We start from the raw sequence: 23,290 nt of genomic DNA, 5'->3' as shown, positions 1-23,290 counted from the left end.
CAGGAAAATAAAAATACCTGTCCGACCAATAAATACCATATTAACTTAGTCCTCATCTTTAATTTTGTTAACGGTAAGAGGGGATTATAAAATATTACAATTTCTGCTTGTCAACAATAGCTTGCACCAGGCTATTCAAATACATTTCAATGTTATCATAATCAGTATCTAAATCCCTGTCATTGGCATTCGCTTTTCCCGGGTCCAGTTTATGGGCGATCTCCCATTCATCAGGCATACCATCATTATCTGCATCCTTAGGTGCAGGTAGTGATTTCAATTCGGGCCATCCGCCTACGTCGCTTTGCGTATCAATAATGCCGTTTTTACTACCGGCAGATCCATTTGCTGTAAAAGAACCTCGTTTCACATCATTGAGTACTCTCAAATCAACAGCATCTCTTACGAGGGAGGCTCCTGCAAAATCCACCACCTGCGTATAAGCCTTACCGGCATCATAAGTAACGATATTGTCATTTACAGGGTGCGGCACAAGAGACTTCATCGCTTTTCTTTCCTCGTCGGTAAGATCAGGGTAGTTATGTTGCATCTGGTTATATACACCATAGGTCCAGTTATCTTTGGAACTTTGCGTACTTCCTTCTACATAGTTTCCGCTGATATAAAACTTACCCCATTTATTATATACCGGAGTTCCCGGCTTCTTATTTTTATCGGGCGAATAAACCCTATCTCTTTTTAAGGTGGCCGGTCCTGGTTTGTAATAGTTATTAATGATATTGATGTTCATGCCTTCGCCACCATAAGCACTGTTATTACCCCAGTTGTAATACACATTGTTACGAACATCTGTCAGGTCAGTTAATGCAAACTCATGGTTGGCATGTTCGCCATAGCGCGGAACGCGGCTGTCGTGATGCGCCATCAGGTTGTGATGAAAAGTAGCGAACTTACCACCCCAGATACCGCCATAGCCATGTGCACCTTTATGATGGGCTGAATTGCGTAGACTTTCAGAGATAATGCACCATTGTACCGTAGTGTAGTAATTATTGTATACAGACACACATTCATCTGTACTCCAGCTCATAGAGCAATGATCTATGATGATATTGTTCCTCCATTTGCCCCCGATGGCATCACCCTCCTGCTTCGCTTCATCGCCCATACGAAAACGCATAAATCGAATAATAATATTATCAGCGCCGAGATCTACCGGATAATTTCTAAGCGTAATTCCGTCACCGGGTGCAGTTTGCCCTGCAATTGTAATATCACTGTTATTGATGCGCAAATTAGACTGCAGTGCGATGGTACCCGAAATTTCAAATACGACGATACGAGGTCCTTTCGTTTCCACGGCCGCACGTAAGCTACCCTTACCGCTATCATTAAGATTGGTAACTTTTATTACCCGGCCCCCACGGCCACCGGTAGTAAAGCGTCCAAACCCTTCCGCCCCGGGAAAGGCAATAATGGTACTCTTTGGCTTCGGGAGTATTTCGGGCTGTTGCGCAATACAGTTGCCTGATATCAACAACAGGGGTATCAATAATTTTGAAAGCATATTTAAGCGTCTCGGGTATTTATGAATCATTATTATTTTATAAAAAAACGGCATCAATTTTACCGAAATGCATCCGACTGGTTTTTTAGACACAAACCTCAGGATGCCCTGGCCAGTGTCTCCACTGGCTGGAATCGGAGGGTAAACTATATGTAATAATAATTTTGATACCTGTTTATTATTAAGCATTGCTTTAAAGAAATAACCTGAAGCCTCCACCACCGGTGAGCCGACTTCAGGTTCAGTTTTATGAAGAAATTAAAATGCTCATCAATCTACATTTCATTACCGCCAGCGGGGATCTCCTATACCCTTGGTATAGATCGGGTGATTTAATACTTCAGGCGTATTCTTGAATTTCAGGCCTTCAACATTATAAATATGGGCATTTACGTCCCAGGCGGCACCTATCTTTCTGCCTTTCGGATAGGGATCTACCATCAGGTTTTCCGGGGCAATTGGTGTTGGGCCGGTGACTACCTTTGTTGCTTCCAGGCCCCCTACATTTAAAGCGCCTCCGTTAAATCCGGCACCTCTGCTGGTATGGCTAAATGCCTGGTTATTGAAAATTTCGGCAGAGGTAAAATAGGTAACGGCTCCATTTGCCGACTTTGATGCGGTAGAATAGTTATCAGCAATATCAAAACTTAAACCCGGACGATAGGTTCTGAAGTCCATCCCGCTCTGAAAAAAGTCCCTGCTATCTCCCGCGGCCTTTACAGAAATGAACAGGTTTTTCTTAATAGTATACTTGCTATTGGCCGGTGGGTTCTGATGTTGTATCAGGAAACGGCCGTTGGACACAGAGAATGCGTTCAGGAAAGTGTTATTTTCAATCGTTACATTCCAAACCACGCTTGAAGCCCAGGCCAGGTTGGCATTTTCACGTACCAGCTGATCCCAGCTAATGCCTACAAATGAGTTGTTTTTAATAACAACGTTGTTAAAAATATTAGTTCTTTCTGACTTAGCTTCTCCTGTAATAAACGGATAGCCACGCCCATTCACATCATACATACCCGCATCATGGAATAAACAATTATCAACGGTGATATTTTCGATTACCTGGCGGTTTGAACCCTGTGTTCTGAACCAGCACCTTACCATACCCTGGAAATTACAATTACGCGCTTCCAGCCTGGAGCAGGTAAACGGCATAGATGCTGAATGCTGGTTGATGAAATAATTTCCGTTTATAGCCTTACCGGGGAATAGCGATTGGTTGAAGAAGTTAACCGCCAGCGGAAGTTCGAAGCTGATATTATCAAAGATCACATCGCCCATAGTAATACTGCCGATCTCACCTGCCTGTGCCGGGCGCCCGAGCTGGAAATTATTTGCATTAGATCCATTATTGGCAGCATTGTAACCCAGGCCCATATATACAATAGCTTTTACACCGGGCGAGTTTGATTTCAAGGTTAAACCCTTGGCTAATACTACACTGCTGGCTATATAATATTTTTTGCCTGCTTCCAGCATAAATACCGTTCCTTCAGCCAATGTGTTATCAAACAGGAAGTTGTTCAAAATTGTATCTATACGACATGCGTTATTTTGCTGTGCCCATGTATTGGTAGCATCTACCACATGTGAAATCAAAACAGGGTCGCCAATCTTTCCTCTCATGCGAACCATGCTCGTATTATATAACCTGTCCCAGTAACGAGGCACCTTGCTGTTCAGCCCGTTGACTACATAAAGAGAATTCGGGCTTAATCCTGAAACATCCACAAACCCCCGGTTCTTATCTTCCTGCGTAAGTTTGATCGTTTGCGAAGGCAGGTCCCTGTTCACTGATGCAGGTTGAACCAGTATTTCATCTATCAAAAATTTTCCGTTCTCATATTGAAAGCTTGGGTTTAAAACAGTTGGGTCCGTGCTGCCAACCGTTAAATCGAAAAAAACACGCATAGTGGTTTCAGTGACGCTTCCAACAGAAACTACATCTGGGATACCCTTACGTTCTCCTGTTTCCCATTCGGCACGATCATCGTTATGAGAACCATCGCCATAACCATACCACCTGGAATGATATGCTTCTCCTAAAGGAGACAAGGTTTGTATGGCAAAATTATGTTTGGTGGAATATTGCAGATCCTCTTTGGTTATTTTCAGTACATCAGGTCCTACAATAGTGTCCCAAAGTATATCCGCAGGATTATCCCAGGAACCCGACTGTACTTTCATTTTAAGACGATACCCTGCAGCACCGTTGATGCCGTTCCAGGTGAGGTACATATCATTCGTATTAACCACCTGGCTGGCCAGGGGATCTCCTGCTTTACCGGTGTTTCCCTGGTGGCGAAACACGGCCATGAAAGATTTATTTTCTTCCTCATCGGTAACCTCCCGCTGATTTTTTCTACAGGCATTTAGCACCATCGTCAGCAAGCCGGCTAAAGCAATGTTTAATATCAAAATTTTAATTTTCATATTGTATATTTTTAATACGATAAATTAATAACCATAATTGTTTTTGTATGCCCCATTACTCATGACAATGGCTTGGTTAGGGAAAGGCAGTATATAACGTACCGGCGGCAGGCTATTCCGGTTTAAGGACTCCCAGTTGCTATTGGAGCCACCCCTGATAAAGCCCCGGAACGAATAAAAGATCTGTGCCCTGGGCATCGAAGTGTTTTCATCATACCATGCATAAAAAGTAGCCATATCCCAGCCGGTACCCGGGTGCAATACACCTTCCCAGGGATTATAAAACTCAATAACATTTAACGTAGTATTGGGATAGATGTCTTTATTGCCCGGATTCGGTATACGTTTATAAAACTTGTTGAAAGGAAGCGTCTGGTATTTTTCGGAGCCCTCCATAAAATCGCCTCCCACCATTGAGGCTACGATATAATACTCCATAAAGGTATCATATACAACCTTCGAATATAAATTCCATCGAACCAGGTCTTTCCAGCGGATATTTTCGCCACCAAACTCCCATTTACGCTCATTTACAATTGCATTAAAAAATGATTCTTTTGACGCTGCTACGGTGTTGGTATAGGCGTCTACTTTCTGCGACTGAACTGAATCGCGGAATGCACGCCTGCGTACCTGTTTGAAAGCATTTTGCGCTTTGGCGCCATGCGTACCCGTTACGCCGTTCTCCACTTCATTCACAGCCTCTGCATACATCAGCAATACATCCGCGTAGCGCATATACGGGAAATTAATGCCCGTGTTACCTGTGCTTTGATTACCCAGCGCTTTTCCGGGATCAGACCATATTTTGGACCACTTGTTATTGTACATGGTGTAGTCAGTCAATACCTGGGGCGTTCCGGTAGCATCGTAACTCCATTGACCTACTACATAGTCTTTACGGATATCAGCCCTATCAAAAGAATAATGATAAAAAGCATTCAATCGCATGCCGCCGCCTGATACACCCCAAACATGAGTAGTAACATTTTCAACGCCAGATACTGCCGGACCCGTAACACTTCCTACTGTTCCACTACCGTTTCTTAAAAAAGGGATCTCAAAAACAGGGTCATCATTATTCGTCACCACGTTATTGGTTTCATCAATAAATACATTCCGGTACGATTTATTAAGATTATGCTTTCCGGATGTAATAACCGAATCAGCATACTGCATGGCAATTGCGTAGTAATCTTTATAATCAGGCATTCTTTTCATAGTACCCTTTGCCCCCTCGGGATATAAAGCATAACCACCCCTGCTTAGTGCTATGCGGGCAATCATCCCCTGGCAGAATTCTTTAGACGCGCGTTCAACGCCCTGTGCTATTTCATTCGCACTTTTCATCCCAGGCGCAGCTTCCATCAAATCATCAATCAGGAAGCTCAGAATTTCATTACGATCAGTTACAGGAATTACAAATGCTGTCCCTAACTGCATGGTGGGTTTTGTGTTAAAAGGCACATCACCAAACATTACCACCAGGTCGTGGTAAAACATTGCTCTCAGCACTTTCGCTTCACCCAACTGCTGCGTAAGATCCCTGTCGTTTTTGCTAAATACAGGACTCTTTTGAATGCCATCTATAAAAATATTGGCACGCTCAATACCTTCATACATTTTGTCCCATAGCCTCTGAACAGTGGGGGCATGCCTTGCACCATCAAAAGCTTTAAAATCTTCTCCGTTCACGCTTGGCAATTCACCGGCGAAAGCAGTAAATTCAACATCGCTGTTTAAGGCAAACGTATTAAAGAAGGCGTTCCCATAAGCGTCATTGCTCATAAGCGAAGCGTATACCGCTGTTAGTACCCTATTTATTTCCTCTTTGTTTCCAAACACATAGTCGCCTTCATATTTTGAATCAGAGCTCACTTCGAGGAAGTTTTTGTTACAGGATACAAAGCCTATCAATAAAGCACTGAGAATGATAATGTATTTTCTCATCTTATTTAAGTTTAAACCAGATTAAAATGTAATGTTGATGCCCGCTAAGAAGTTCCGGCTTCTTGGATAACGATTGTAGTCAATTCCCGGCGTCAATGATGTTTGCACATCCACCTCAGGATCATATCCGGTGTACTTAGTCAACAGGAATAAGTTATAGCCACTGAAAAATATCCGCAGGTTATTAATCTTCATGCGGTTGAGGAGGCCTTGTGGCAATCGATATCCTAACGTTACATCTTGTAAGCGCAGGAAAGAACCATCTTCTATGAAGTAAGAGTGAGTAACTTTTTTCCCGATATCTACCGGATTAAAAATGGTAGCATTGGCATTTACTTCCTGGTACTGAGTAACATAATTGGCATTACTCACCATCCTGTCTCCATACACATCGTCTGCATATCTCCAACGTTTGTCTGAGTTAAACTCAGGCAGTATATTGAAGTAGTTATTAACGTTGCCTTCAAATGATGACAGGGTATAGCGTGTTGCGTTATTCACATCAAACCCATACATGAAAAAGAAGTTGGCCGACATATCGAAGTTTCCCAAGCCACCTGACAGGTTTAAACCTCCGCTAAACTTGGGGTTGGTATTTCCTATAACTACTTTATCTCTTTCATTGACAACGTTATTTTCGCCCTCGGCATCTACAAAGTTTTTAAATTTCGGCCGGCCGGGTTGTGTGCCAAAAAGCGCATCGTTATTTACCGTTCCTGGTTTGGCCACATAGTTAAGACCTTGCAGGTCGAACTCATCAAACCTGTAAATGCCATCATATACATAACCATATATAAGGCCCAGCTGATCGCCCACTTTAATCATATAGTCAGCATCAGATGAATTCCAGCGTGGCGATGTCATCCATATAACATCCTCAGTTCCGTTTAACTTGTCAATCGTTTTTTTGTTGGCACCAAAGGTGAAGGTTGTATTGAAGTAGGCTTTTTGTTTCTGGATGATCTGCGCATTGATGGTTAGTTCAAAACCGCGGTTGGTTACCTGGCCTATATTCTGCATTTGCTTTACATAGCCCGTGGTTGTAGGAATATTGCTTTCATACAATAAATCCTTGGTCGTGTTGACATAATACTCCGGCGTAATGGTGACGCGATCTTTAAAAAGCCCGATGTCGAGTGCCAGGTTACGCTTGATAGATGTTTCCCACTTGATATTAGGATTGGGTAGTGTAGAACCGCCTGTGTTGGTGTAATACTCATACCCTGTTTCATTGGTTTCACCCCAGCCTGGTCCACCACCGGTATTAATTCTATACTGGTAGCGCCACATATCGTCCTCAATTTCATTATTCCCTGTAAGCCCGTATGCAGCGCGTACTTTAAGCTGCGAGAATAAGTTTTGCCGCTCCATAAACTTTTCGTTGGTTGCTATCCAGGCACCGGAAACAGCAGGAAAATGTCCCCATTGATTGCCTGGTGCAAACCGGGTAGATCCATCGGCCCGGTAGGTAAGCGAGAGCAGGTATCTTTTTTCAAAATCGTAATTCACCTGTGCGAAATAAGATGAAAGGCGCACCGGTGAGCTCATAAATGATGTTGCCTGCCATGGGGTACCCAGGCCTAAATTTCTCAAAGCCCTTTCAGGTTCAACATCTTTTGGAAAATAGCGGGAACGCTGGGAAGTTGTAAATCCCTTTGAACTCAGAATTTCCTGACCAGCTACTACCTGATAATTATGTTTGTCTTTCGAACCCCGATACTCTAATGTGTTCGACCATTGATACCGGCTTCCTCTCGACGTACTCATTTGTGTTAAGGGCAAACCGTTATTAGTGATCGCATCCCGCGTTAGATCGCCCCAAAATTGATCCAGGTAACCAAAGGACATATTTTGAGAGCCGACAGAACGGAAGGTCAGGTTCTTTAATATCTTCCAGTCAAGCATAGCCTGGTTAGAGAACGAGTAGTTATTATCTCTTAAGTAGTTTTGCTCCAGGTCTCCACGGGGATTATTGTATTCAAACAGTCTTTCCTCATCCGGATCGATATCTTCTGGCGGCAGGTGCGAAAATTCGCGCAACCCGTTGGTAGGACGGTAACGAAGTACACCTATTAAACCGCCCGCTCCTACTGCACTTGCTCCACCACCTTTTCTCTTTGTATAGGTAAAACGGGGCACGATCTGCACTTTTACTTTTTTAGAAAGATCGGCTTCAAATTTCGTAAGCACATTGGTTCGCGAAAAGCCGGACCCCATCAATACACCATTCTCTTCGTGATGGGTTACACTGGTATTGTACCTCATGGTTTGTGTACCGCCATTGAGTGTTATGTTATACATATGGCTCAACGGGTTACCTCCCAAAATCTCATCCTGCCAGTCATTCCCTTCGAAACGTTTATAAAGATCGAAATCCATTGGGTTACCGAAGTTTCCGCGGAATCGTTGGCGGTTGGTATTATTACCGACTACCGCTTCATACTGAATTTTTACAAATTCGTAAGGATCCATCACTTCTATTTTTCTTGCCAGGGTTCTTACCTGTGTATTATGGTTGAATGTCACCGTTAATTTACCTGCCTGGGCGCGCTTGGTGGTAACCACCACCACCCCGTTACCACCACGGGCGCCGTAAATGGCCGTTAAAGATGCATCCTTAAGGATGTCGATACTCTGTATATCTGTTGGAGGTATATCATTAATATTGGGCACCTGGAAACCATCTACGATAAAAAGAGGCGCATTACTTTGGGTAACAGAAGTACCACCCCTGATTCGAATATTGATCTCGGCACCGGGCTCACCATCTGCTACTGTAACCTGCACGCCCGCAGCCTTACCCTGCAGGGCTTCTGCTGCCGATGATACCGGAACGCGGGCCAGCATTTTTCCGGAAACGGAGGAAACAGAGCCGGTCAGGCTTTTTACAGATGTGGCGGAGCCGTATCCGATGATTACCACATCATCACCGGCAACAATATTTTTTACCAGGGACACATGCATTCCCTCGGTTGCTATTACTGTCTGGCCCATGTAGCCTGTAGAAGAAAACACCAGGTGGGCAGTATCCCCGGCCGGAACATTAATTGAGAATTTACCGGCAGCATCCGTTTGAGTTATAGCAACGCCGTCTTTTACTGCAACGGTAACACCTTGCAAAGGAAGTTTGTCGTCATCCACTACCGTACCTGAGATCTTTTTTGTTTGTGCATTCACTATCGTGCAAAAAAAGACCGTCAATAGCATAAGCAATAATCTGTTCATGTGGCTTTTAATTTTAGTTTTAAAACTCCGGAATCACAACAAATACGCAATCGGTTTCATTTTTAGACCGGAGAATACTCAATCGTTCAGCAAGTGTAGTTCTTTTTTTTCTGAAGCAGGTTGGTGCAGGATAGATTTATTTACGCAAACGTTTCCGTTCCTGCCTGATAAGCTTTTTTTGAAAAAAACAAAGAGGTGCGGTTTAATAAAACAGTAATTTTTTAGCACCCGATATACGTTTAAAGCGCCTGCCAATCTACACTTCACGATATGTCAGGTAACACACATTAGTACCATGGCTTTATTAAAAAAAACGCATGTATAACATTGAGAAGTAAGAACACCCGATTAAAAAATCATAAACAGAGATAACTCCGTATTACGCTACAATATATTTAGAGTTGAACCGAACCGAACATTGGTTGCGTTCTTTCAACCCCAAAAATGAATAGTTTATAAAAACGGTTACAAAATCTGTTTTTAAACCTTACTTTTAAACTTTATTTACAAACAACGATCGCCCAAATAGATTTAATCTCACTTTTTATAACAATTATGCATCACCCCAAACCCTCCCTGCTACTTCTTTTATTGCTGGCGCAAATCCTGTTATCGCCGGTACATGCACAAACTCCTGCCGATGGCAGATCAACATTATGGTACAACCGGGCGGCATCCAACTGGAATGAGGCATTACCTATAGGTAACGGCCCGCTGGCGGCGATGATATTTGGCGATCCGCTAAAAGAAAGGATACAGTTAAACGAAGAAACAATATGGGCAGGAGAACCGGGCAATAATCTATTGCCTGAGGTGGCAGCGCCTATTCGCGATATACGTGCGCTCCTGTTTAAAGGAGCGTATAAGGAAGCCCAGGACCTGTCCAACCAGGCATTCCCCCGTCAGGCGCCGGCTAACGCCAATTATGGCATGCAATATCAAACAGCGGGAGACCTGCTGATACAATTTCCAGAGAAAGGCGCTATCACTAACTTTCGCAGAACATTAGACCTGAAAAGTGCGGTGGCGACTGTATCCTACACCAGCAATGGCGTTAATTACAAAAGAGAATATATCGCGTCTTTAAAAGACCGGGTGATCATGGTACGCATAACTGCCGATCGGCAAGGCAGCATTGACTGCAACCTTCAGTTATACAGTCCTTTTAAACAATACACAAAAACGGTACAAGGTAAACAACTAAGCCTTTCCGGAAATACTTCATCAGTAGATAATAAAACAGGAAAACTTCACTATGAAGTAAGGGTGTTACCCGTAATTGAAGGCGGTAGTCTACGCGCTAACGATAGCCTGCTCTCCGTATCAAAAGCAGATGCCCTGACCGTATTTATTTCTATAAGTACCAATTTTATTGACTATAGAACACTCGGCAATGATCCCGTACTACTCAATAATCAACGACTCGATGTAGTTAGCGGTAAAACTTATACCAGCCTGAAACAGCAGCATATTGATCTTTATAAAAAATATTTTGATCGCGTGCGCCTTGACCTGGGCAGCAACGATGCTGCCCATCCACCTACCGACGAACGTATCAAAGCATTTTCGCAAACCAACGATCCGGCATTGGTATCCCTGTATTTCCAATTCGGCCGTTATCTGCTTATCAGCAGTTCGATGCCGGGCAGTCAACCTGCCAACCTGCAAGGAAAGTGGAATCATTTGCTAAGTCCGCCATGGGACAGTAAATACACCGTGAACATCAATACCGAGATGAATTACTGGCCGGCCGAAGCAACCGCTTTACCTGAAATGCACGAACCCCTGTTTAAAATGCTGGAGGAGCTTTCTGTAACCGGTAAGGAAAGTGCCACCCAAATGTATGGAGCGCGTGGCTGGAACCTGCATCACAATACCGATCTGTGGCGAATTACAGGCCCGGTAGATGGTGGCTTTTATGGCATGTGGCCGATGGGCGGCGCCTGGCTGAGCCAGCATTTATGGCAGCATTATTTGTTTACGGGCGATAAAAATTTTCTGAAAAAATATTACCCCGTTCTTAAAGGAGCTGCACTGTTTTATGTAGATGTATTGCAGGAAGAACCTAAAAACAAATGGCTGGTGGTAGCACCGTCTATGTCGCCTGAAAATACGTACCAAAGCAGTGTGGGTGTCAGCGCCGGTACTACCATGGATAATCAATTAGTATTTGATGTGTTCAATAACTTTTTACAATCTGCTAAAATACTGGCCAGCGATGTTTCACTCGTGGATACGGTGTCAGGTATGCTAAAACGCCTTCCGCCTATGCAAATAGGGCAACACGGCCAATTGCAGGAGTGGCTGGAAGACTGGGACCGGCCCAACGACAAGCACCGGCACGTATCGCACCTCTATGGATTATTTCCCGCAGCCCAGGTTTCGCCTTATACAAATCCTCAATTATTTGAAGCGGCCAGGAACAGCCTGGCATACCGCGGTGACAAATCTACCGGCTGGTCGATGGGATGGAAGGTAAATTTATGGGCCAGGTTACTCGATGGAGACCGGGCTTATAAACTAATAGCCGACCAGTTGTCTCCTGCACCCGTTGAAACAAAAGGACAGAACGGCGGTACTTACCCCAATCTCTTTGATGCGCATCCACCTTTTCAGATCGATGGCAATTTTGGTTGTACCTCAGGCATCGCCGAAATGTTATTGCAATCGCACGATGGAGCGCTGCATATTCTGCCTGCCATCCCCTCCAACTGGAAAAATGGTGCTGTACAGGGATTAATGGCCCGGGGAGGTTTTGTGGTGGACATCAAATGGGCCGATGGAAAAGTCACTTATCTTAAAATACACTCACGTTTAGGCGGTAATTGCAGGTTAAGACTGAGCCAGCCACTAAAAGCTATTCATGCATCTGGTGAGATGCTGCAGGCTTCCGGCACAAACCCCAACCCTTTTTATTTTGTACCGGAAATCACGAAGCCTCTGGTATCAGACAAGGCTCCATTAAAGGGCAACTCCATTACTGAAACCAACTTGCTTGACATTAAAACGATGCCGGGAAAAACATATGAATTTGTAAGTAGATAACTAACATAATATAAAGGAACCGGCCCTGATACACAACACGTGCTTATTTGTTAAAACCCTGGTATCGCAGCACCGATCACCGTATGCTGTACATAATTCTATATCTTCGCAGCAAAGGTGTGATGCCTGTATGAAGTTTGAAGCTGCTACCATAAAGGATATTGCCAGGGCTTTGGGACTGTCTACTTCGACAGTGTCGCGTGCGTTGCGGGACAGCCACGAAATCAGTGAGGCCACGAAAAAGAAGATCAGGGATTATGCCGCTGAAATCAATTATCGCCCTAATCCTGTTGCTTTAAGTTTAAAGGAGAAAAGAACCTTATCTATCGGTGTAGTGGTATCGGAAATTGCTAATACTTTTTTTAGCCAGGTTATTAATGGCATTGAGTCCATTGCCTACAAAAACGGCTATAATGTGATCATTACCCAAAGCAGGGAATCGCTGGAACGGGAACAAATGATACTGGACTATCTCACCTCCAGGTCGATTGATGGATTGATCATTTCCATTTCTTCTGAAACCAATGATTTTACCAGCTTAAGGCAGTTGCACGAAAAAAGATTGCCCATTGTATTTTTCGACCGGGTGGTGGAAGAAATCAATACCCATAAGGTTATTACAGATAACTTTCAGGGAGTCTACCAGGCAACAACGCATCTCATAAAAAACAAGTTTAAGCGTATTGGCATTATTGCCAGCAATGCTAACCTGGCTATTACGAGGGAACGCCTTGCGGGGTACCTGCAGGCTCTGGCAGATAATAAGATGGTAGTGGATAAATCGCTGATCCGCTACTGCTCTCATGGTGGTTCTGATGTGGAAGAAGTGGAAACTGCGGTGAAGGACTTATTAAAACTGAAGAAGAAGCCCGATGCACTGGTTTTGCTGGCTGATAAAATTACTACAGAGACTTTCAGCATTTTAAAAAGGGAAAAGATCCAGATACCAAAAGAGATGGGCGTGATCGGCTTTAATAATTCCAAATACACATCGCTTTTTGCTCCGGCGCTTTCTGTGATCCGGCAGCCCGCTTTTGAAATGGGAGAAAAGGCCGCCACACTATTGCTGAACCTGATTGAAAGTAAGCGTGCTGTGACCGATTTCAGGCTGGAAAGTCTCACCCCGGAGATTATCATCAGGGAGAGTAGCCAAAATAGCCGTTAGATACCCGAATCTTTATTATATTTGCACCCCTTTCTGCACCAATGCAGAAAATGGACCGGTAGTTCAATGCCTGCCCGTACCGAACGGTATGTTCAGGTGTAGATAGAACAGGAGTTTCCTGACTGCCAGGTACAGAGTTCTTTTTTATATATTATTGGCCCGGTAGTTCAATGGATAGAATAGGAGTTTCCTAAACTCTAGATACAAGTTCGATTCTTGTCCGGGCTACAAAAAGGAATGATCCCGGTCATTCCTTTTTTCGTTTCCCTAAGCTCCTTTTAATAGTCCCTTTACCGCAAGATGGAATTACCATAATGACATCAATTTAAGCAGAAGCAATTATCCGGTATTTTTTGAAGAGAAGATAAAATTTTCAGAAACTTTAGATACAAGTTCCCTGCCCGACTGCGTCAGCAGGCGGGGATTCTTGTCCGGGCTACAAAAGGAATGATCCCAGGTCATTCCTTTTTTCATTTCCCAAAGCTCCTTTAATAGTCCCTGTACCGCGAGATGGAATTACCATAATAACATCAATTTAAGCAGAAGCAATTATCCGCTACTTTTTGAAGAGAAGATAAAATTTTTAGAAACTTTAGATACAAGTTCCCTGCCCGACTGCGTCAGCAGGCGGGGATTCTTGTCCGGGCTACAAAAAGGAATGATCCCGGTCATTCCTTTTTTCATTTCAAAACACCTTTTTAACACTCTCTTTTTTTTGGCTGCAAGTGCAGATGACAAGATCCTTTTAAACAGAATCCATCATCTGCCATTTAACAGTATTCCCCTGAAAATGCCGAAAGCCCCCGGGTTTCATATTAGTCCTGGCCTTTCATGAACTAACGGCTTCACAAAGAATACGGGAACCCGTAATTGCCCCCCAACTTTTAAACCTATTTTATACAAAAAATGTAACATGCATATCCGTTGGCCGGCAGAGCAGCTTATATTTACGAGCAGGTTGAATGTTGCTGCAAAAATTACATTCAACAAAGAAATATGACATAAATTAGTTTAAAGCAAGCATATGATATCTTTTCTACCCTACCACGAAAAAACTGTTCAGTATTTTAAGAAACAAATAAAAGCCTGGCAATTTTTCTCTTCGGCTCAACAAAAGGAGGACCAGGTTAAAGACCTGCGAAACGAGCTGCTAAAAAACACGTACAGATTTGATGAAAGTTATGAAACCGGGTCATATAATAAAATAGCAATAGCAAAAAACAAATTGGGTCTTACGATTCCTGTGGCGGCTTACCAGGCGCAGCATGCAGAAGAATTGAATGCAACTGTTGCATTCATTGAAGGCGAAGCCCATATTGTTTTCAGCGGAAACCTGATCGAATTACTGGACGAAGAAGAACTCCTTGCAGTGATTGGTCATGAATTGGCTCATGTACAACTTTACGCACAGCTGAACGGAGACCTGGAAGTAGCAGACCGCATCGTACACGCTGTGGTTAATAACCTGGCAAGCACCCCGGCTCATTACGAAACGGCCCGACTTTTTAATCTCTATACCGAGATTTTCTGCGACAGAGGTGCTTGTATGGTCACAGAAAATTACAAACCAGTAATCAGTTCACTCGTAAAAATCGCTACAGGATTAAAAACAGTTAACGCAGACAGCTATATAAAACAGGCAGAAGAAATTTTTTCATCAGATGCAGAAACCAAAACAGCAGGTATCTCCCATCCGGAAAACTTCATCAGGGCAAGAGCGATAGGCCTCTGGCACCAAAAAGGCATTGAAGCAAATAAAGAGATCACTCAAATGATAGAGGGGAATGCCGGTATTGAGGAATTCGACCTCTTCCGGCAAGAGCAAATTACTCATATTACCCATCAGATTATAGAGAAAATAGTAGGTCCGGGATGGATGCAAACAGCCTCAACAATGGCGCTGGCTCAACAATTTGACACCGACATTCCAATAGCTGAAAAAGTATCACCGACGGATGGCTTGAACCTGCAAATAGAAAGACTGCATCAAAGTGCAAAAGATTATTTGTCTTACGTTTTGTACGACTTCACTACTGTAGATGCCACACTTGAAGATATACCATTGGGTTACTGCTTTCAACTGGCAGATGAGTTCCATCTTGGCGCAGCCTTTTCCAACACTGTAAAAAAAGAACGTAAACTAACTGATAAAAAAGTAAGCAACCTTAGGAAGCAATCGCTTGCCTCCTTACAGTCGCATCAAACAAATTCTCTTTAACCGATCCTGTTAATCCAAGATATTTTATGTCCACGGTAACCACCTTTCAACAATACCTGCAATCAGCCTTTGTTAATGGCCCTATGTCGACCGATGAAGTGGTAGAGTTTGTATTACCGCTATTTGAAGAAGTGGCAAGCTTTCATGAAAACGGCATGGTTGGTTCATTCGAAAATCCCGACACGGTGTTTCTCACCAATGGCAGGCTTGATATCGATGAAAACTATACACATGCGCCCGTAACCAACTTTCAGGCCTTGCAAACGCTGCTTGAGCAAGGGCAGATAAATGGCTATGCTATCACGGAGCGCACCATGGTAGATACAGATGTATCACAGCATTCGTCTCTAACCAGTAACCTGTATATTCAGCCGGATGCCCATGCGCCGCTTAACCATCCGGTATACCTCAGAGGCTACCAGTGTTATGAAATGAAACTGGGCCATCATGATGCACAAACTGATATTTTTTGCCTCGGACTGATACTGGCAAGCGCTGTGATGGGGCTTGATCTGTACAATATAGAAGATCTGAATCAATTCGCTGTATACCGGAATCAGCCTGCAGGTTTGAATGCAAGAATACATCCTACACTTTGTGCGCTGGTTACAGAAATGACGGAACTTAACCGGGATGAGCGGTATCGTGACCTGGAAGAAGCCATTCAACAGTTGAAATATTACCGCGACTATGACCCACAACGTCAAACAGATCTTTCAACTATTGCTGCTTTTCAAACTAAAAAAAATGCTGATCGCAAAACTTTTGTACTTGATAAACTACGTAATCGTTTATTCGATACAAGCCGGCGTAACCGTCTTTTATATTATAAAGCCAACAGCCGGTTCTGTAATCTTACGGTAAGCAGTGTACCGATGGTGCTACATTATCAAAGCATTAATCCTCAACTGCTATTTACCTGGAATGAAGAAGTATCAAAGCAGATCATTTCTATGAAGGACATTTCCTTAAACAAATACCTGCGGTTTGAAGATCATCCCTATCTCGATACACAATTAAACAGCATCAGGCTTCAATCAGAAAACGATAAAAAAGAATTTGGGTTTAGCCAGCTGAAACTTGTTGTGGCTTTTTTACACTGGCATAATTTAAAAGAAAATACAAACGAGCGCATTCAAAGCCCGTTATTGTTACTACCTGTAGAAATAGATAGAAAAAAATCGCTGAAAGAAGAACGGTTCACCTTACACATTATCGATAATGCAGCCATTATCAACCCGGTTTTGAGCAATTTTCTTAAAGACCTGTATGGAATAGAACTGCCTGAAAGTATTGACTTTGACGATGTGAGCATGCAGGCGTTTTTTGAACTGCTTCGTTCGAAGATCGAAGCAGCCAAACAAGGTGTTAAAATCAACTACATTGAAAAGCCCAGAATAAAGATCGTACACCATATTGCCCGGCAAACTATTAATAACTACAGGAAACGACTAAAGCTAAAAGGCAATCCATCATTTCATCAAATAGATTATAGCTATAGTAAAGACGATTTTAAACCCCTGGGGCTACAATTGTATCAGCAAAAAATAAAACCACTTGCAAGTGATTTAGAGTTTTTACTAAATAACGATATACCGGCACCCAATGTTTCGAATTTTGCCGCTTCTTCAGCAGTAAAAAGCACGTTTGCATTGGCTGATGGTGAAAACAACCCTTATAGCTGGGACTTCGATGTTTGTAATATGGTGCTGGGGAACTTCAATTATAAAAAAATGAGTTTGGTGAGTGATTATAACCTGGTCACCACACAGCAAATTGAACACCCGGTTTTTAACGAGTTATTTAGCAGCGAACCCCGGCAATTAGAAGATTCGCCATCTTTACCCAATGCGCCCGAACAATGGCATCATGTAATTGAAGCGGATCCTACCCAGGCAAGAGCTGTATCTAAAAGTCGCGAAGGAAAGAGCTATATTATTCAGGGCCCTCCCGGTACCGGCAAAAGCCAAACCATTACCAACCTGATCGCCGATTTTCTGGCCAATGAAAAAACGGTATTATTTGTTTGTGAAAAACGCGCCGCCCTTGACGTAGTTTACCACAGGCTTCAACAAAATCAACTAGCAGAACTTTGCTGCTACATTCACGACAGCCAGGGTGATAAGAAAGAATTCATTAAAGATCTGAAAAACGTATATGAAGACTTTCTTAAAAACAAAATGGACCTACACGCCATAAGTGAAGAAAGGGCAGAAGTATTAAAGAGGTTAATAGCTCATATAAACATTTTAAAAGAGTATCATGAACAGCAGAAATCTGTATCAATTGACGCGGGCATTGCCACACGAAGCCTTTATGATGTGCTGATGCGCCTTAAAGACCAGATTCCGGGTATTGATACGAAAGGGCAGGACATACCTCAATACGCCAATTGGGTTAGATTTGGTGAAGTAATAGAGCAATTGGGAAAAACATTGGATGATACGGGTGCAGAGCCGGCTTTTGCCAGCCATCCTTTTCATAACTTAAGCACCGGCCTGATTAATGCTGACAATCCCTTTGGTTTGATGAACAGCATCCTCAATCATGCACAGGAGTCGCTGCAACAGCTTCAACAATTGAGCCGGCAATATGGCATTCCACCCGCTCATGCTACAAAGCTACAAAGCATTAAAAATCTTATTGAAGACGCGCTGGTGCTGGAGCCATTGGCGAAAACAGGTAATCTGAAATTAGTAGATATACAAAATAAAGAGTCCAGGGAATTTGAAGATACCTACAGGCAGTATCAACAATTAAAAAATGATTACGAACAGATGCTGACCAGAAATAGCAAATGGCAAAACCGCTTTGATGAGCAGGAAGTAATGCGCGCCATGGATATAGCGGCAAAACATGAGAAATCCTTTTTCGGGTTTCTGAATGGAGACTGGAGAAGACTAAAAAAACAGTTGAAACAATCTTATGATTTTGCAGCCCATCAAATAAAACCATCCTTTTCTGAAGTGCTGCAACAATTGCAGAAAGAATATGAAGCCAATGAAAAAGTCGGCTCTCAAAAAAAATCGTTGGAACAAAAGTACAACATACATGAAGTAGAGCAGGTATATGCCGGTATTGAAACATTACGTGGCAAACAGGGAGACCAGGAAGTTGATTTCCTGCTTCAGCATTCTGAAGCCAATGGCCTGGTATTAAAATTGAGCCAACTCAACAATTCATTGCACCAACTGGAATTGGAACTGCAACAATGCCTCTATGAATATGAAAATAAGACCTGCAACGAGCTAAAGGATGAACTGGCATCGATCAGTAACAATAGCGGCGCGCTTAAGGATCTATTACCTACACTGAAAAAGTTTTCGGCTTTACCCGAAGTAATGCAGTCGTTTATACGAAAGGTGCCGGTAAGCCCCGTACAGGCGGAAGCGCTTATGGCTCATAGAACATTAGAAAGGCTTGTAGATCGCAACCCGCAGTTTGCATCCACAAATTCCACTATGCTTCGTGATACTACGCGGCAAATTGGTGATGATTATAAAAAGTTATTAAAGCTAAACAGCGACTATATTCGCGCCAAAAGAAGAAATACTTTTCTTAAAAATTATGATTTAAGTAATGCGGCCATCTCTACACTTTCAACAGAAGAGCGAACTATAAAAAAAGATTATACCGAAGGCCGTAAAATTTTGGAGCGCGAAATGGGCAAAACCATGCGGTATAAAAGCATTCGGGAAATGGCTTCCAATGAAAGTGGCAAAGTGCTTAAAGATATTAAGCCGGTTTGGCTGATGAGCCCGTTAAGCGTAAGCGATAGCCTGCCAATGGACACCGGCTTTTTTGATGTGGTTATATTTGATGAAGCCAGCCAGATAACGCTTGAAGAAGGAATACCGGCCTTGTTCAGAGCGCCTCAATGTATTATAGTAGGAGACGATAAACAAATGCCACCCAGCAATTTCTTTTCTGCAAAAACGCAGGACCCGGAAGATCTCGAAATCATTGAGGGGGAAGCTGCAGACGAAATTCTAAGTTCAGAGTCGGATAGCTTATTGATGCAGGGGGCCAGGAAACTCAATAGTACTATGTTAAGCTGGCATTACAGAAGCCGGTTCGAGACATTGATCAGTTACTCTAATCATGCATTTTACCAGGCAGGTCTGCTTACCATTCCTGACAGAACTACCCAGCCTGTTGAAAAGCCATTATTGGAAGTACAGAAACCCGATGAAGGACTTGAAAATGCAGGGGCCTTGTTAACCGGTAGTATTAGTTTTCATTATTTGCCCAATAGTATTTATGAAGCTCGAAGTAATGTACATGAGGCTAAATATATTGCTTACATGGTTAGCAGGTTATTACTGGATGAAGTAGAAGACACCATCGGAATTGTAGCCTTTAGCCAGGAGCAACAAGGCATCATAGAGGAAGCCATTGATCAGCTTGCCTTAAGTGACAAAAAGTTGGAAGAGGTACTGGAAAAAGCTTTCAACAGAAAAGATAACGGGCAATACACCGGGCTATTTGTTAAAAACCTGGAGAATGTACAGGGTGACGAACGTGATATTATCATCATGAGCGTATGCTACGGCCATGACGCTAACAAAAAAATGCTGATGAACTTTGGCCCCATTAATAAAAAAGGGGGAGAAAAAAGATTGAATGTAATTTTTAGCCGGGCAAGAAAACACATGGCTGTAGTGAGCAGTATTCGTCATTACCACATCACCAATGATTATAACGCCGGCGCCAACTATTTCAAACGGTTTCTACATTATGCAGAAATGGTGAGCACCGGCAATATGAACAACGCAGTAACTATATTAAAAAGCCTGAACGCGAACGAGCAACATAATACACGTCATTTGCCTGCTGAAATTTCTGCTGTAGCGGCTGATGTAAAAAGAGCATTGCAAAACAAGGGATATTTTATAGAAGAGAATATTGGCCACAGTGGTTTTAAATGCTCGCTGGGATTGAAGAAAAGCGTACAGGATAATACATACAGCCTGGGCATACTGGTAGATGATGAAACGCATTACCGAAATAATGATCTCATGGAGCAGTACTATCAACGTCCACAGGTTTTGCAAAATTTTGGGTGGAGTGTTTTTCATGTATATGCTAAAGACTGGTGCGAAGATAAAGATCTGGTTATTGCACAACTGGAAAAGACATTAAATAACACGCCGTCGGACCTACCCCGGCAAAAACAACAATCAGAACCGGATACAAATCATAGACAGACGAATACCAGCGACAATGACTACCGTCGATTTATGTCTCCTGATAATGAAAGGTTTTGGGAAATACGTGTTCAGGCGCTTCAGTTATTTACCCGCACCGGGAAAACCGGTAGCAATGGATTGATACAGGTTAAATCATTTGACACAGAAGAAGCCGTTGAGTTAGCATTGAAGGCGGCAATAGAAGAACAGGAAGCAAACGGATATACAGAAAAATAACGGCCTATTCGTTTAGCTTGTAATTTGGAAAAGCAATCGATCAAACGAATAAAATTCATCCTACAGGAATAGCTGTACCATCGGCTATTCCTTTTTTATTCTAGCACATTAGAACAAACCGGCATCAATTTTATTGAAATGCATCCGACTGGTTTGGGAGACACAAACCTCAGCATAGCCCTGGCCAGTGTCCCACTGGCTGGAAGGGGAGGGTAAACTATATGTAATAATAATTTTGATGCCTGTTTATTATTAACTCTTCCTTTATAAGATTTCCCAAATGAATTTGGCGGGATTTTGATTACATTCACATTACAAAAAATCAACACCGGTAACCACAGATGAAAACGATGGTCAAACAATTAATGCTTGGACTATTGATACTGACGCTATACGCCTGCAGGGTTACCATGGGCAAAAAGACGAATGTGCTTAGCCAATCGCAGCAAAATACATCTGTTACAGGCCAGCAGGTTGCTAAGGAAAAAGAAAACCCGGCGCCGACTGCCCATAAGCGGCCCCGGCATGCGCCCTTTAAAAGTAGTTTGCCGAATACAGGCTCGTCCGAATTGGTTTACCGGTCGCCCCAATATTTTCTTTATAAAGCGGATAGCCTGCAAATTGCATCTGCCAGGGACAATTATTTTAAAAACCTTGATACAATTATTGCACAGCTTTCTGTTACGCCGGACAGCAAATCAAATCCTGCCGTTAACACCGATCAATGGTATGCAGCAATTGACTTCAATATACGCCGGCCCAACTTCGTGATCCTGCATCATACAGCACAGGACAACGTAGCGCAGACCCTGTTTACCTTTTCCGTTCCCCGGCCGGGGAGAGAGTCCAGCGCTCATTATGTTATAGGCAAGGATGGAAAAGTATTTCAGATGTTGAATGACTATGTAAGATCATGGCATGCCGGTGCCAGCAAATGGGGCAGTATCACCGACATGAATTCCTGTAGTCTGGGTGTCGAAATAGATAATAATGGTAAAGATGAAGCTTTTACCGACGTCCAGATCAATGCTTTAATTATATTACTGAGTTACTTAAAAGAACAATATAAGATTCCACAAGCTAATTTTATAGCACACTCCGATATCACACCCGGCAGGAAAGAGGATCCGGGCTTATTATTCCCCTGGAAGAAGCTGGCGGATGCTGGTTTCGGCTACTGGTATGACAGCAATAATTTAAAAGAGCCGCATCCTGATTTTAATGCCACCTGGGCTTTACGCTTAATTGGCTACGATGTCAGCGATCCTTCAAAAGCCATACAAGCATTCAAACTGCATTACCTGCAAAAAGCCAATACTTATAGCCTCACTGATTATGACAAAAAAGTGCTGTATAATGTGGCGTTGAAGTGTATGTAGTGCTCTTAAAAAATTATTAATCTGCTTTAAAAGCTCATCTAATTAAGGTAACCAGCCTGGCTCGCCGGTTTATAAAAACCTGCTTATTGCTTTCACGGTTGGACAACCACGTGAAATTTACACAAGCCTTATCAAATTCACCAACAGAATAATTGCTAAGGGAAGTATAATAAAAAATAGGATCGCCGTTAATGATACCGCACCTAACCCATTTCGTTTCTCTTTTCGCCCATAACGAATGATGCCAACAAGCCACACCACAAATAGGGCAAGAAGAAAGAAACTGTTCACAAGCTTTTGTTTGGTATGAAAATAATCAAATTCTGTCAAGACATATTATTTGAATCGGCCTACCCTTTTATTTTAACAAACCCCTTATTCTTTACTCATCTTTTTTGCTTATACTTGCTATAATAGCATTATTACTAATGCCTTAAAAACTGAACGATGGTCATAAAAAATTGCTTTCTCCTGTTGGCACTCACCATTCTATCTTTTAACGTCTTTTGTCAATCGCCTGTAGGCACCTGGAAAACCATTGACGACAATACGGGAAAAGAGAAATCGCAGGTACGCATATACGAAACGAAAAGCGGTAAGCTGCAGGGCGAAGTAGTGAAAATACTGGAGTCTGGGAGGGAAAACGCTATCTGTACTACCTGCACAGGAATCAGGAAAGATAAACCCGTAAAGGGTATGACCATTTTATGGGGTTTAAAAAAAGATGGGGACGAATGGACCGGCGGACAAATACTGGATCCCGAAAAAGGGAAGCAATATAAATGCACTATTAAACCGAAGGGAAAAAATGAATTGGAAGTGAGAGGATATATAGGCATTTCATTGATCGGCAGAACCCAGGTATGGCAACGTGTTCAGTAGTCACGGTTTTGCTTTAAACATACTTATTTATATAAA

At 42.7% G+C, this 23,290-nt stretch carries 11 protein-coding genes and 1 tRNA gene; 7 read left to right on the top strand and 5 right to left on the bottom strand.

The genetic code is table 11. The features are described from left to right. Positions 1 to 94: 94 nt before the first annotated feature. From ACLOAU_RS07960 to ACLOAU_RS07945, 4 genes are all read right to left on the bottom strand, one after another. Positions 95 to 1,528: a pectate lyase family protein gene (locus tag ACLOAU_RS07960; protein ID WP_427861330.1), complete on the bottom strand. Its 1,434-nt coding sequence runs from the start codon at positions 1,526 to 1,528 to the stop codon at positions 95 to 97. 285 nt (positions 1,529 to 1,813) lie between these two features. Beyond that, positions 1,814 to 3,964 carry a hypothetical protein gene (locus tag ACLOAU_RS07955; RefSeq protein ID WP_427861329.1) on the bottom strand — a complete coding sequence of 717 codons (2,151 nt, stop codon included), beginning with the start codon at positions 3,962 to 3,964 and terminating at the stop codon, positions 1,814 to 1,816. A gap of 24 nt (positions 3,965 to 3,988) precedes the next feature. Then, entirely contained in the window at positions 3,989 to 5,914 is a 1,926-nt protein-coding gene (locus ACLOAU_RS07950; RefSeq protein WP_427861328.1) for a RagB/SusD family nutrient uptake outer membrane protein, read from the bottom strand. A 21-nt stretch (positions 5,915 to 5,935) separates the two neighbouring features. Next, entirely contained in the window at positions 5,936 to 9,139 is a 3,204-nt protein-coding gene (locus ACLOAU_RS07945) for a SusC/RagA family TonB-linked outer membrane protein (protein WP_427861327.1), read from the bottom strand. A 555-nt stretch (positions 9,140 to 9,694) separates the two neighbouring features. Here ACLOAU_RS07945 and ACLOAU_RS07940 point away from each other — a divergent pair. The 3 genes from ACLOAU_RS07940 (at position 9,695) to ACLOAU_RS07930 (ending at position 13,577) form a co-directional block, all read left to right on the top strand. Beyond that, positions 9,695 to 12,184 (top strand): glycoside hydrolase family 95 protein, encoded by a 2,490-nt coding sequence (locus ACLOAU_RS07940; protein ID WP_427861326.1) that lies wholly within the window; start codon positions 9,695 to 9,697, stop codon positions 12,182 to 12,184. Positions 12,185 to 12,314: 130 nt separating this feature from the next. After that, positions 12,315 to 13,349: a LacI family DNA-binding transcriptional regulator gene (locus tag ACLOAU_RS07935; RefSeq protein ID WP_427861325.1), complete on the top strand. Its 1,035-nt coding sequence runs from the start codon at positions 12,315 to 12,317 to the stop codon at positions 13,347 to 13,349. A 156-nt stretch (positions 13,350 to 13,505) separates the two neighbouring features. After that, positions 13,506 to 13,577, top strand: a tRNA-Arg gene (locus ACLOAU_RS07930). Between the two features lie 321 nt (positions 13,578 to 13,898). Here ACLOAU_RS07930 and ACLOAU_RS07925 read toward each other — a convergent pair. Continuing rightward, entirely contained in the window at positions 13,899 to 14,033 is a 135-nt protein-coding gene (locus ACLOAU_RS07925; RefSeq protein WP_427861324.1) for a hypothetical protein, read from the bottom strand. 340 nt (positions 14,034 to 14,373) lie between these two features. On the opposite strand from ACLOAU_RS07925, the gene ACLOAU_RS07920 reads away from it, so the two are divergent. The 4 genes from ACLOAU_RS07920 (at position 14,374) to ACLOAU_RS07905 (ending at position 23,254) form a co-directional block, all read left to right on the top strand. Then, positions 14,374 to 15,567 (top strand): M48 family metalloprotease, encoded by a 1,194-nt coding sequence (locus ACLOAU_RS07920; protein ID WP_427861323.1) that lies wholly within the window; start codon positions 14,374 to 14,376, stop codon positions 15,565 to 15,567. A gap of 26 nt (positions 15,568 to 15,593) precedes the next feature. After that, on the top strand, positions 15,594 to 20,993 hold the full coding sequence (locus ACLOAU_RS07915; protein WP_427861322.1) for an AAA domain-containing protein: 5,400 nt from the start codon (positions 15,594 to 15,596) through the stop codon (positions 20,991 to 20,993). A gap of 341 nt (positions 20,994 to 21,334) precedes the next feature. After that, complete coding sequence (locus tag ACLOAU_RS07910; protein ID WP_427861321.1) at positions 21,335 to 22,372, top strand: N-acetylmuramoyl-L-alanine amidase; 1,038 nt, start codon at positions 21,335 to 21,337, stop codon at positions 22,370 to 22,372. Between the two features lie 447 nt (positions 22,373 to 22,819). Beyond that, a complete protein-coding gene (locus ACLOAU_RS07905; protein WP_427861320.1) occupies positions 22,820 to 23,254 on the top strand; it encodes a DUF2147 domain-containing protein in 435 nt (144 codons plus the stop codon). The last annotated feature ends 36 nt before the right edge of the window (positions 23,255 to 23,290 follow it).

Source organism: Paraniabella aurantiaca, assembly GCF_050309965.1.
Lineage (GTDB): Bacteria > Bacteroidota > Bacteroidia > Chitinophagales > Chitinophagaceae > Niabella.
Note: the sequence above shows the minus strand (reverse complement) of the source record. Positions and strands in the feature narration are given on the sequence as shown.

Bases quoted from the DNA above. Each gene is read 5' to 3' on its own strand.
- ACLOAU_RS07960 (WP_427861330.1), bottom strand. From the start codon at position 1,528: ATGCTTTCAAAATTATTGATACCCCTGTTGTTGATATCAGGCAACTGT.
- ACLOAU_RS07955 (WP_427861329.1), bottom strand. From the start codon at position 3,964: ATGAAAATTAAAATTTTGATATTAAACATTGCTTTAGCCGGCTTGCTG.
- ACLOAU_RS07950 (WP_427861328.1), bottom strand. From the start codon at position 5,914: ATGAGAAAATACATTATCATTCTCAGTGCTTTATTGATAGGCTTTGTA.
- ACLOAU_RS07945 (WP_427861327.1), bottom strand. From the start codon at position 9,139: ATGAACAGATTATTGCTTATGCTATTGACGGTCTTTTTTTGCACGATA.
- ACLOAU_RS07940 (WP_427861326.1), top strand. From the start codon at position 9,695: ATGCATCACCCCAAACCCTCCCTGCTACTTCTTTTATTGCTGGCGCAA.
- ACLOAU_RS07935 (WP_427861325.1), top strand. From the start codon at position 12,315: ATGAAGTTTGAAGCTGCTACCATAAAGGATATTGCCAGGGCTTTGGGA.
- ACLOAU_RS07925 (WP_427861324.1), bottom strand. From the start codon at position 14,033: ATGAAAAAAGGAATGACCGGGATCATTCCTTTTTGTAGCCCGGACAAG.
- ACLOAU_RS07920 (WP_427861323.1), top strand. From the start codon at position 14,374: ATGATATCTTTTCTACCCTACCACGAAAAAACTGTTCAGTATTTTAAG.
- ACLOAU_RS07915 (WP_427861322.1), top strand. From the start codon at position 15,594: ATGTCCACGGTAACCACCTTTCAACAATACCTGCAATCAGCCTTTGTT.
- ACLOAU_RS07910 (WP_427861321.1), top strand. From the start codon at position 21,335: ATGAAAACGATGGTCAAACAATTAATGCTTGGACTATTGATACTGACG.
- ACLOAU_RS07905 (WP_427861320.1), top strand. From the start codon at position 22,820: ATGGTCATAAAAAATTGCTTTCTCCTGTTGGCACTCACCATTCTATCT.